General features: G+C 36.3%; 9 protein-coding genes. 2 read left to right on the forward strand and 7 right to left on the reverse strand.

What is annotated here, in order from left to right; translation table 11 throughout:
- Positions 1-17: 17 nt before the first annotated feature.
- Positions 18-431 (forward strand): alternative ribosome rescue aminoacyl-tRNA hydrolase ArfB, encoded by a 414-nt coding sequence (gene arfB, locus ALFOR1_RS16815; RefSeq protein WP_104643747.1) that lies wholly within the window; start codon positions 18-20, stop codon positions 429-431.
- Between the two features lie 61 nt (positions 432-492).
- On the opposite strand, the gene ALFOR1_RS16820 is transcribed toward arfB, so the two are convergent.
- The 7 genes from ALFOR1_RS16820 to dndB form a co-directional block, all read right to left on the reverse strand.
- Entirely contained in the window at positions 493-2,091 is a 1,599-nt protein-coding gene (locus ALFOR1_RS16820) for an ABC-F family ATPase (protein ID WP_104643748.1), read from the reverse strand.
- Between the two features lie 248 nt (positions 2,092-2,339).
- Positions 2,340-3,074: a substrate-binding periplasmic protein gene (locus ALFOR1_RS16825; protein WP_104643749.1), complete on the reverse strand. Its 735-nt coding sequence runs from the start codon at positions 3,072-3,074 to the stop codon at positions 2,340-2,342.
- A gap of 20 nt (positions 3,075-3,094) precedes the next feature.
- Positions 3,095-3,832 (reverse strand): substrate-binding periplasmic protein, encoded by a 738-nt coding sequence (locus tag ALFOR1_RS16830; protein WP_104643750.1) that lies wholly within the window; start codon positions 3,830-3,832, stop codon positions 3,095-3,097.
- A gap of 279 nt (positions 3,833-4,111) precedes the next feature.
- Positions 4,112-4,459 (reverse strand): DNA sulfur modification protein DndE, encoded by a 348-nt coding sequence (gene dndE, locus ALFOR1_RS16835; protein ID WP_104643751.1) that lies wholly within the window; start codon positions 4,457-4,459, stop codon positions 4,112-4,114.
- Positions 4,456-6,411, reverse strand: a complete 1,956-nt coding sequence (gene dndD, locus ALFOR1_RS16840) for a DNA sulfur modification protein DndD (RefSeq protein WP_104643752.1) — start codon at positions 6,409-6,411, stop codon at positions 4,456-4,458. The genes dndE and dndD overlap by 4 nt, the downstream gene beginning before the upstream one ends.
- 2 nt (positions 6,412-6,413) lie before the next feature.
- A complete protein-coding gene (dndC, locus tag ALFOR1_RS16845) occupies positions 6,414-7,997 on the reverse strand; it encodes a DNA phosphorothioation system sulfurtransferase DndC (RefSeq protein WP_104643753.1) in 1,584 nt (527 codons plus the stop codon).
- Positions 7,990-9,075, reverse strand: coding sequence for a DNA sulfur modification protein DndB (dndB, locus tag ALFOR1_RS16850; protein WP_104644165.1), 1,086 nt, complete (start codon positions 9,073-9,075; stop codon positions 7,990-7,992). The genes dndC and dndB overlap by 8 nt, the downstream gene beginning before the upstream one ends.
- 198 nt (positions 9,076-9,273) lie before the next feature.
- Here dndB and ALFOR1_RS16855 point away from each other — a divergent pair, with 198 nt between their 5' ends.
- Positions 9,274-12,675, forward strand: a complete 3,402-nt coding sequence (locus ALFOR1_RS16855) for a hypothetical protein (RefSeq protein ID WP_158657447.1) — start codon at positions 9,274-9,276, stop codon at positions 12,673-12,675.

The following is a 12,675-nucleotide window of genomic DNA, read 5'->3' on the forward strand; positions in this document are numbered from 1 at the left end:
GATAAGAGCTGAACGTAATGTTAACTATTTCAAATACTGTCACTATAGATGAATGGGAACTTGAGCTAACCGCTATTCGTTCGCAAGGTGCCGGTGGCCAAAACGTTAACAAAGTAGCCAGTGCTATTCATTTACGCTTTGATATAAATCGCTCAAAGTTACCTGACTTTTACAAAGAGCGATTACTAAAGCTAAACGACTCGCGCATTACTAAAGAAGGCGTTTTAATAATTAAAGCGCAAAGCCACCGCACACAAGAACTAAACCGCGAAGACGCACTAAGCCGCTTAAAAGATCTAATTCTTAGTGCTACAAAAGTAAATAAAGCTCGCCGCGCAACTAAGCCAAGCCGCAACTCGCAGCGCAAACGCATGGATAAAAAAACCAAACACGGGCAAACCAAAGCCCTGCGCGGTAATATTAAGTTTTAACCGCACAAAAAAACGGCGCTAAATTTGGCGCCGTTTTTTGTAAGCTATTAAAGGTAAAAGCTTACGCTTTTTTCATTTCAATGCTTGATAGGTACTCGTCAAACGTACCTTGAAAGTCAATTACTTGCTTATCTTTAATATCAATAATACGCGTAGCAAGTGACGATACAAACTCACGGTCGTGGCTTACAAAAATAAGCGTACCTTCAAAGTCTTTAAGGGCATTGTTTAATGCTTCAATGGCTTCCATATCCATGTGGTTAGTTGGCTCGTCCATTACAAGAACGTTTACGTCTTGCATCATTAACTTACCAAATAACAAACGGTTTTTTTCACCACCTGAACAGTTACGCGCTTTTTTGTTTGAATCGTCGGCAGTAAACAACAAACGCCCTAACATGCCACGAACCATTAAATCGTTATGCTTAGCTGTACGCCATTGCGACATCCAATCAAACAACGTTAAATCGTTATCAAAATCTTTTGTGCTGTCTTGCGGGCAGTAACCAAAGGTTGCATTTTCAGACCATTTAATTTCGCCTTCATTACTTTTAAGCTCGTCTACTAAACAGCGTAAAAAGGTTGTTTTACCCACACCGTTTTCGCCAATTACCGCAAGCTTAGCGCCTGCTTCTAGTAAAAAGTCGCCGCCGCTAAATAATGTTTCGCCATCAAAACCGTGGCCAAGCTTATTAACTTCAAGCGCTTGACGGTACATTTTTTTGCCTTCGTCAAAACTTAACGATGGGCTCATACGGCTCGATGCTTTAACTTCATCAAGCTTAATTTTATCCATTTTTTTAGCGCGCGAACTTGCTTGTTTAGCTTTTGACGCGTTAGCACCAAAACGGTTAACAAAGTCTTGAAGCTCGTCAATTTCGGCGCTCTTCTTAGCGTTTTCAGCTAAAAGCTGCTCACGTTGCAGGCCTGCCGCTTCTAAAAACTTCTCGTAGTTACCTGGGTAAATACGCAGCTCGCCGTAATCAATGTCGGCCATGTGTGTACATACCGAGTTTAAAAAGTGACGGTCATGAGAAATAATAATCATGGTACATTTACGTTTGTTTAGCTCATTAGCTAACCACGTAATAGTATGAATATCCAAGTTATTGGTAGGCTCATCGAGTAGCAGTATGTCTGGGTTTGCAAACAGCGCCTGTGCTAAAAGCACACGCAGTTTCCAACCTGGCGCCACGTTTGCCATTAAACCGTAATGAAATTCTTTTTCTATGCCGGCTTCGAGCAAAATTTCTTCTGCGCGGCTTTCGGCTGTGTAACCGTCCATTTCGGCAAATACGCTTTCAAGGTCGGCTACTTTCATGCCGTCTTCTTCGCTCATTTCTGGCAATGAGTAAATACGGTCACGTTCTTGTTTTACTTTCCAAAGCTCAACGTCGCCCATAATTACCGCGTCTACAACGCTGTATTGTTCAAACGCAAACTGGTCTTGGCTTAGGTTACCTACTTTTAGCCCCGGAGTAATCGACACATTACCCGCACTTGGAACAAGCGCACCGCTTAAAATTTTCATGAAGGTCGACTTGCCGCAGCCGTTAGCGCCAATTAAACCGTAACGGTTACCGTTACCAAATTTAGCTGAAATGTTTTCAAACAACGGCTCTGCGCCAAACTGCATCGTAATATTTGCGGTGGAGATCAAAAAGTTAGTCCTAGAATGAGTACTGACAGGGGCCAACTGTAGCAAAAACGCCACAAACAAGACCAAGCAATAGGGTAAATTAGCTGGCGAATTATACAGATCAGCCCGCTCGAATGAAAGGTAAAAGGCGGCTAATTTTTATAACTTAAATTTAAAAGAGGAAGGTATAAAACGCAGCTTAACGTAAGTAGCGGTTTAATAATTACAAATGTACTCAATGTAGGTATTTAGTGCAGCGTTTTATAAAATTAATAAATACTATAAATTTGCTCAATAGCGGCTTTGTTTTTTTTAATAAACGAATTAATTACAGCAACCTCGGCAAGTGTGGTCGATTGTTTACTCATCATAAAATGTACTCCATTTATATTAATAGGGGGCGTACTTTTTACGGGCATAACCGTGTTGTAGTGCTTAGCAAAATATTGCGCAACAATAGAGTCGTCAATTACATAATCAACCCGTTTTTTATTAAGTAAACCAAAGCGTTTATTAGCATCAGCCGTTAGCACTACTTGGTTAGCGTATTGTTTTTTTACTTTTTCAAATTCAGCGCCAAAAAAGCTTCCTCTATTTACTGCAAGGCTATAATCACTATCAAAAAGAGATTCTAAGCTGGTTACATCCTTTGCGCCTTCATGCTTATAAAGCAGCATAATTTCTTCGCGGTACGCAGTAGTAAAGTGAGCATATTCAGCGCGTTTTTTAGTAAAGCTTGCTGCATAAGTAATATCTATATGGCCAGTTTTAAGCTCTTGCTGCACCCGCGAAAAGCTCGGAAAATAAACCCATTCAATACAAAAAGGCGAATCCTTAAAAATAGCATTAACTGTATCAACCTCTGTGCCTACAAACTCATCACCTTGCTTAATTAAATAAGGCGCCCAATTAGTTTCGTTGGTGCCCATTATTAATGTTTTAGTACACGCGAGTGCATTACATTGAGTAAATAAAAAAATAAACGCCATTAGTAAAGTTTTCATATAAGGTCCTTACAAACGTGTTACTCAAATAGCGCTTTAAGTGCGGCTTTATTTTGTAAAATAAGCTGGTTAATTACTTTAACCTCGTCAACCGACACCGTTTTTTTGCTTAGCATTAAGTGAATGTCGTCTTTGTTTATTGCTTTAAAATTTGGCATAGCCACAATGTTTTTAGCGCGCTTACTAAAATAAGTGCCTACTAGCTCGTCTTCAATGGCAAAATCAATGCGTTGCTTATTAAGCATTTCAAAACGTTTACTAGTTGCGCTGGTGTACTCTATTTGGCTTTTGTGTGTTGTTTTATATTGCTCAAACTCAGTGCCATAGTAACTACCAAAATTAGCGCCAATGGTTAAACCTTGGTTAAAAATATCAGCCAAATTTTTAACTTTATGTGTATTGTTTTTGTTTTCGTATAAGCGCATTACCTCGGTGCGGTAGGCTTTTGTATAATAAGCATATTTAGCGCGCTCACTGGTGTAACTTGCCGCCCAGCCTATGTCTATCCGGCCATGGCGCAGCTCAGTAAAAGCCCGTTTAGAATTAGGCAGCATTTTTATTTCAAAACAAAAAGGCGAGTCTTTAAAAATAATAGTTAACGCATCCACCTCTTTACCCTGCAACTGGCCACTAATGCCCATTACATACGGCGGCCAAAAAGCATCATGTGCGCCAACGCTAAGCGTTCTTTCGCAGGCAAACACACCCCAAGAGGTACTAAACAACACACACAATAGTAAGGTTATTAATTTATTCATTAAGTCTCTGAGGTAAGCTTTTTTTGTACGTTATTAAAACAGTATAACCTAGCAAAATAATATAATGGTGAAGGAGTCATTAAAGTTGTAAAAAAATGTATCTAAAAAGGAGGGGGTTTTACGATTGAGAGAAATGATTAGTGCAAAATTCAATATAGTAAAAGCTGACTTCACAGTTGCGGCTACTTCACCTTGCATATAGTTTGCAGTTTATATGCATGCTAAGTAGTTATTCAGTGCAGGTTTTACGCAATCATAAAGACAGAAGGAGGATCTAGTTTAAAAAACTAAATCCTCAATACTTTTAGCATTCCTAAAGCTTTTAGAGCCTTGCATGACATGATATGCCCATGCTTTTGTATTTTCTTGACTAGTGTGTTCTGGGTATAGCATTTGTAAAGTCATTTCAGTAGCTAATGTAGTGTCGCCCAACCAAGTAACTTTATCTAAAGAAAGAGTACCATCTAGATCTATTGGCTCATTGTTATAGCGGTTTCCACTTTCAACGGATATAAAAAACGCCATTCTAGCTAGTATATTAGGTGTTACTTTTGTTCTGCCCTTCATACGCCTTAAAAATTCATCTGTCTCTTTGGTTAGCTTCATGCCTCTGTTAGGTAAAATCATATTGCGCTCACCTCTTCTTTTTCCCAAAAATATCCCGCTGAAACAGAAGATGTTTTTGTAACTTGATCAAAACTAATGTCATATTTACAAGAAATAGAATCTTTCATTTGCCCAATATATTGCTCATTTACTTCAGTATCAGTGGATAAAATAATGACCTGTTCAGAAGCATTCGGAAAATAATGTTGAACAAGCTTATCTCTATGATTTGAATCGAGCCTGCCTAAAGGTGTATCTATAACTACAGGTAATTTTTTACCAGAAACACTAGCAAGTGCATCCAACATAGCAATAGCAAAAATTTGCTTTTCACCTGCAGAAAGTCCATTTTTATCGATGTTATTGCCGAAGTCATCTACCAAAACGACATTATAGCTATGAGGGTCAATACTAATATTTAGTTTAACATCTTCTTTTCTATTAAGTTTTTTATAAGATTCTATAAACTTAGTTTCAATCTCTGTCAGTTTTAATTTAACCAGTTCATTCGAAAACTCATCAAGTAAAGTAATAGTTCTACTTGCTCTTATAGCAGAATCTTCTTCGCCAAACGCTGTTTTCATTTCTTTTTGAAGCTTAACTAATTTGCTTGTTAAATCTTGAGCACTTTTAAACAGAGTTTTTGCGTCAAATAAAATCGCCTTATACTCTTTAACAAAAGTACTTTTCTCTTTCTCTAAAAGCCTTAATTTGTCAAAAGAAACCTGCAATTGTTCCTGCTCAGGAGCTCTTGATACATTTATTGAAGCATTTTCAATTGTGCTTTGTAGCTTTACTAACTCTAGTTTTAACTCTTTAGCATTTTGTGAAGAAATAAGTGCTTGCTGATTTACTTGTGCATGGAGTAATGCGCTTTGTTGTTCACTTAAATCAAAACTTATTAAGTTAGCCCCAGGTTGACTGTAGTCATCGGCGGCCTCTAATAATTGAGCTCTTAAAGCAAAAAAATCTTTTGAGCTATATTGATCTAAAAAGCCATTAAGCTGATTTTTAAAAGCTACTTTTTTGGCCGAGTCTTGTGTCTTTGTTATTTCGGTAAGCAAAGTAGTTAGGGTTTTTTGTGCTAAGCTCAAAGCATAATCGCCTTCAAGTTCATGCTGTAAGCGACTTTCAAGTACTGCTTTATTTTGAATATTAAGATCTATTGATTGCTGAGTATCTTCACGGCTTGCTGCCCAAGCTCCTCCTCCAGATAATAACTCTTGCTCTGCTAAAGTTATTTTACTGTTAAGCTCTGTAATGCTGTTAAATATTAAGTCAGCTTCATTACGCTTTAGAAGAGCTTGTGATAGTAATTCATCTTTCTCAGCTTCTAATTCATGATATTGCTCTTTTAATTTTTCTTCACTTGCTGCTATACCAGCTTTGCGCAGATAAATTCTTAAATCTTCTTTTAAACGAGTAACTATATCTAAGCCAAGTAAACGTTTTACTGCATGCTGTAAAATTATGCCTGAGTTATCTTCAGCAAGCTCAGCTATTTTCTCACCATCGAAAAAGACTAAATCAGCTATTCCCGCAGGGATCAACTCTATTAAGAATGCTTGAGCTTGCTCATAGTTAAGCTCAAACTTTTCTACACCATCTTCTACAATAACAAGTTCGTCAATTTTACCGTATTGCCACTGACGTTTTACGCAATAACTATAGCAAACACCTTGCCTTACATAATCAAACTCAAGCTCTAAATATGCTCTTTTATTATCAGTTTTACCGTCACTGTTATTAATAAGTTTTTGTAATTCTCCAATAAATGCAGGATTTGAAAGATTGCCTGAAAAAGCTTGTCTCCCTAGTAGGGCGAATCTTATTGCAGTCAAAATACTTGTCTTACCTGCGCCGTTTAAGCCGCCGAACAGAATAATGGGTTTATGTTTTTGAGGTTTTAAATCAATTTCATGTCTACCCGCAAACACTCTAAAGTTATTTAAACGTAGCTTATTAATAATCATTTTTATAAATCACTGTTTATTAGCGAGTCAATTCCGTCTAACTCAGCTTGAATTTCATTTATATCTTGTAGTAACGAATACTGTAAAACTTTCTCTGATTCACGCTTTTGCTTTGCAGCATCCACATTGCCCCAGTCTTGGCGTAATACTTTATCTAAACGATTAAAAATACCTTGGCGCTTGCCTAAACCAGATACACTCAGCTCTAAATCAATTAGCTTTTTCACTAGCTCGGCATCCACCTGATGAACGTGAGCCATATGATCAATCATTTCAGATTCAACATTAGTAAACGTATTTCCATCATCTTCTAAAAACTCAACAGGCCCATTGGGATATACACGTTTATAAATTTTAGGTAAGTCGTCGGCCCAGTCGGGTGTTAGCGGATCATTTCGCCATTGGTGACGTATTTCATGGAGTTCGGCTTCTGTAATTAATGAAACTTCACGGCCTTGCTCATTAATTTCTTTTTCCATGGTTAGTAGGTGCTCTAACCACTCTTTACGTAGGTGTAAAAAGTAAGGCCCATGAATAAACTCGATGTCTTTTTCTTCTTGCATACCGTGTTTAACGCTCACTTTACCGTCGCGTCTTCTGTTTTGGCGGTACAATCCTTTTACACTGGGCTCAGTCGTTGAGTGCAAAAAGTTTCTAAAAGAGGCTAAAGGTTGTAACCAAGCTTCACCGTTCGCTATAAGTCCATCAATTGCTTTATCCTTAGTAACAACAGTGCAGCTCCAGCAACCAAAACGAGATTTACCACACCCAGGTGAAGAGGCTGTTTCAACCAATGGGCACTCACCACTAGTTGAGTTTGTACTATCATAAAGCTCCACTAAAGCGATATTTGAAGTACCCCAAGGTGTTTCCCAAGGGCCTAGTTCTTCATATTGCCCTGGCGCAATTTGTTGTCCTAACAGATGCCAAACCTCTTGTACTTGCCAATCTTTTATTGGCGCGTATCGGCGATAGTGAGGGTCTGTTTCATCAAAATACTCTTTGCCTGAATGGTACTTTTCTAATATATCTTCACGGTTTTTACTTTCTTGAGAGCGAGAACCGATAACGACTATAGGGGCTTGTTCAGCGCTAAACTCAGTTTTAGCAAAGTCTTTAAAAGGGTTTAGTTTTATTTTTTCAGTACACCAACGGTTTAGCTTTAAATTAGGTGCAGGGTAACCACGCCCAAGTAAACGAGACCAAAATGTATCACTCGCTTTAGGTGTAATAATACGAGTTTCTATTGGCAAGTCAGTGATGCTAGCTGCCCGCTGCAATGTATTTAAAGCATGCAGTGCTTTTTGTAAGTAAATAGGCACTTCAGCTAAGGTATCGCAAAATACAACGTAAACTTTATTAGTACGTTGTTCAGGGCTTAAACCAAGTAGAGCTAAATACACAAGCGTTAATATAGCGGTTGAATCCTTACCGCCACTAAAAGCTACAACCCAAGGTTGGTTTTCACGCATGTATAAATACTGAATCTCTGCAAGTTGCTCCTTTAAAGGGCGATCGGCAAAGGTTTGGTCTTCGATAAAATCCATGTAGTCATGGATATCGTCATAATTTTGAAATTCAAACATGATTACTACTAAACTCTTCTTCTAGTTTTTTATCATCGCCTTCAAGTTGTAAATCAAGAGCCTGCCTTAAAATATTAGCAGTGAGTTTAATATTACTAGAAGCTTTGGACAATTTTCCGTGGTGCAATGCTCTATTGTCCCATATAGGGTTGCTCTTTCGCCAATCTATTTTGCTTAACTTTTGCAGAACGTGCTGCCAATCTTTAGGATGCTGAGCAATTAACGACTTACCCATACGCCCTAACGCATGCAAACCAATGCCATGAGCATGAATATACTCTTGCCTAAAATTAGCAGGAGAGAGCTCTTTATTATGTACTTGTTGCCATTCAGTTATAACGCCAAAACACGCTTGCCAAAAACTAACGGCAATTTGTAAATCACCATCTTCAAAATGTGACTTTGCATTTTTACTGAGGAGTATTTGGCTTGCTTGTTTAATACTACTTAAAGTGAATAACTTGGCACTTTTGGGCGAAACAGTCGATTGTTCCATTTCAGTAAAACCCACAAAAGGCTTTATCTCTGTTGCTAGGTAACGTGCAACACCTGCAGACGAATCCCTAAAATCATATAACGCACTAATTGAAGGGCTAGGCTTTACAGCATACTTATTTAAATCGGCAAACATTTGTTGGCTACGTTTTAGACCTTCATCAACAAAAAATAACACAGATATATTATCTTGACCTAGCTCAGGCATTTCTTTTAATGCTTCTTCAATGGCAGCGCGGCGATGTTGCCCATCATTAATCAGTATTTCAGCGTCCATAGGAACTTGTAATACACCTAAGTCGTGAGCTCCTTCATGAGGTATAAACCGCACTTCAGTACCAACAGATGCGGTTAGCGATGAAAACACATATTCTTTTGGGTTATCAACTAAATAACGAACCATTTCAGGGAGGCGTGTCCGATTTAAGGTACGTTGTGCCCGCAATTCTGCAGGCACTTCCTCTTCATCAAATAAAAATATTTTAGGAATAATTCTAAGTGGGCAAGTAGCAATGTAAAAAGGGCGACCTGCTTGCTGCCCTCTTACTGCTGGAAATGAATAGCAATATTTGTTTTCAAACATAATTAAATTTAGTTTGTTATTTTTAGCAAAGCTTAACATTTTAAATGGTAATTTATAATCATTTATTTGTTAAAAATAACAAATTTTTTATCCATTCAGTTTGCATTAACTTTTTATTTTAGTTTTTGTTCCTTTTTCGGCTTTGAATTATTTATAGTTATGATTTAATGAGGAAAAATATAGAAGATGGATTCTCATATGAGCTCTCAAAAAAATATTATTCTAAATTTAGAAATGGCAACGGATGTTGTTAATTTGAAGTATAACGAAGTATTTCAGGTGGAAGCTCGGAAAACTATTTTTGATAAAATAAAACTTCAGCTTCGCAACATTAATAAAAAAGAGCCTAATTATGATGACCTCTTTTATGAGCGGTTTCATAATGCGATTACTGTAAGCGGCCCTCGTGGGAGCGGGAAATCAACATTTTTACGGCATGTATTGACTTGTCTTCATTCACCTGGAAAAGTCGCAAATGAATCACAAGTGGCTGAAATACCAGAGGGTTTATCTGTATTAAGAGTAATAGATCCTACTTTAATATCTTCTAAAGAGCATGTATTAATTATTTTAATTTCACAAATTCGTGATGCTATTTCAAAAACAAAAGCCTCTATTCATGATGATAAATATAAAATCTATGAAGAAGCATTGAAAGACTTAGCTGGTGGGTTATGTCAAATTGATGGAATAGGTTCTTCAAATTATGGTGATGAATGGGAAGATCAAACTTATATTTTAGAAAAAGGGCTTCAAAAAGCAGCTGAGGGGCGTAACTTAGAGCGGAACTTGAATAAGTTTTTAGATGCAGCTTTAAAAGCCTTAGGAAAAGATGCTTTTGTAGTTACATTTGATGACATCGATACAAAATTTGAAAAAGGTTGGCCTGTCCTTGAAACAGTACGTAAATATTTGACTAGTCCGAGATGGGTCATATTAATTTCAGGTGATATTGAATTATATTCTAGATTGATAAGGTCAGCTCAATATAAGTCTTTAGGTAAAGAAGTGATGAGTTATGAGAGGCCTTCTAGCCAGTTCCATGGTTCAGCGAACTTAACAAATTTCAGTCAAGATGCGTTATTAGACACGGTAACAGAATTACAAGAACAATATATGATGAAAGTACTCAAGCCTGAAAATCGGGTAAGTATGCTCACTTTACATCAAAAAGCTATGAGAACTTCGCTAGATAGTTATTCTACGAATATCAAAGTTAGAGATTTTTCTGGAAATAATAATGAAGATGCTTTAGATGAAGTTCTTGATACATTTCTCTCATATTGTTTAGGGCTAACTCAAGAGCATGAACAAAGAAATGCCTACACTGGTTTACTCAGTATGCAAACTCGTACATTTCTCCAGCTTTTGAAAGCTATTATGATTGATTTAGGTGTTAAAAACTATATTGAGGAGAATGATCTAAGGGGCTTAAAAATATCTCAATCAGGTCTAGATGAGTTTGCTAATAGAGTTGTAGGGATTTTTAATTCATCATTTTCTAATTTTAAAATTCAGTTATCTCATCTGAACGTTGCTGAATACTCAATGGTAACTCTTGCTAGTTTATTTTGGCTTTGGGCTGAAGAAGAAGGTTGCTGGGATCAGTTTGATAAGCTAAATACATCGTCAGATAATGAATCCTACAATGCAAGAGTGCTAACTTTTTTGGTTCTAATAAGTAAACATACAAAGTTTGATTTATCTCAAGCATTTAAATGGATGATATTTACTGCCTTTCCAAAATCGCTAGTTATAAAAATAAATACTAATAAGAAACAAGAAGATAAAATTAGTGTTAAGGATATACTGAATTATTTGAGTATTAATGACTTACATAATGGACTTGTTGATAGTACGCAAAAGGCATTAATTTCACTTTTAGCGACAGAAAAAAGTGAGCCAGAGACTGTTGGGTTATTTTCAGTACCAAAAAATAATGAAATAAGCTTGCTTTTTGAAGTAAATTTAGAGCGCTTCTATGAATTGTCAGGTTCATTTAGTTATAAAGAAAAAATAAAAAAGGCTAAGAGTGCAGAGCAGAAAAGGCAATTACGTAAAGAGCTAAAAGTTTCATTTCACAAAACTATATATCAATTGGGTAGATCAGATACAGACTTTCAAAGTTTTGGCATTCTTGCAGAGTGGTTAAAAGAAATAAGTAGATTATATGTTGCTCTGGAGAATAAAAATAAGTTTAAGAACGACAGAACGGTTGGGTTTATATATAACACGCTACAGTCAATAGAAACAATTTATGATTTAGGTTACTTTATCAATTTCGCGAAAATTTCAGTTAAAGATTATAAGAAAAGCTCGGAAACAAACTTTCTTTCTGGCGTATCTGTATTGTCTTGTATCTTTGAATTATATGAGAAAAGAAATCTTAATATAGTTGAGCTTAAGAAAAATTTAGTAAATGTTATTCCTCAAAATGTACACCTTATGCCTAAGTGGTATCCAGCAAGTTCATCACCAGGAAGAGAAGATGATGTTGATAGTGATGAAGTTAGTGAATTATCTGATGTGGCTAAAGAATATTCAGGAGAATTTTATAATAACTTACTAAAATGGCTCTTAGCTGTTAAAAATTATTGGCCAGATAATTTTTTATCAAGTGCATCACTTAACAACCTCTTTAATCATTTTATTGAGAATATCAATGAGAAACATGAACCTTCAATTGGTTGCCAGCTTCACTCTCAAATTGTTTTATTTCTTCATTATTGTTTAATTGAAGATGCAAACCGAAACAACGTCCCTAAGCTAAGCAGCAAAGCTTTAGAAAAGACGGAAAAAGAACTCCATTCAAATATTAAGAAGTATTTAAAAGAAAGTACTTTTTTGAAAAAAATTGAATCAGATAGCACGGAAAAATCAATTTATAATTCACACCAGAATATGCTGATAAATCCAAAGAAATCAATTTTTGGTTTGTTATTAGCTTGTCCAATTATAGGTTTGTTTTTAAGAAAAGAACCAATAGAAAGAAGTTCATCAGGGAAGTGGGATTGGCACCAAGCTCACGCTAGTTGCTTTATATCTTTGACTGATAGTAAGTTTGATATTCTTAGTGATATAGAAGAAAACTGTAAAAATGATAAGTATATTAATGGCTTGAAGCCTTCCAGCTATGAGGAGACAATATCTGTAAATTATCGTTTATTTATTGTGGCAAAAGATGAATACCTTGAATCATTAAGAGTAACGGGCACAATTGATGAAGAAAATTTATCATTTAATAACTTATGGCCAATTTTAAATACGATCCCAATTACTACAGATTGGCAGAAGCTTAATATAAAACTAGATTTGTATGATGTTACAGAGCAAATTGAGATAGTTGACTCAGTTACAGCTGAAGAGAAAGTCATGGGCGAGGATGAAAGTGCTACCGATGTTGGAAGTACTACCGATGTTGAAAGTACTACCGATGTTGAAAGTACTACCGATGTTGAAAGTACTACCGATGTTGAAAGTACTACCGAGGGTGAAAGTACTACCGATGATAGTTTGCAGCAAGATGAGCTAGATTTCTCAAAAATAGCATCTAAAGATAAAACTTTAGATAAAACTTTAGATAAAAGTAAAATGAGTTAG

Origin of the sequence: Pseudoalteromonas carrageenovora IAM 12662, from assembly GCF_900239935.1 — a bacterium.
GTDB classification, from domain to species: domain Bacteria; phylum Pseudomonadota; class Gammaproteobacteria; order Enterobacterales; family Alteromonadaceae; genus Pseudoalteromonas; species Pseudoalteromonas carrageenovora.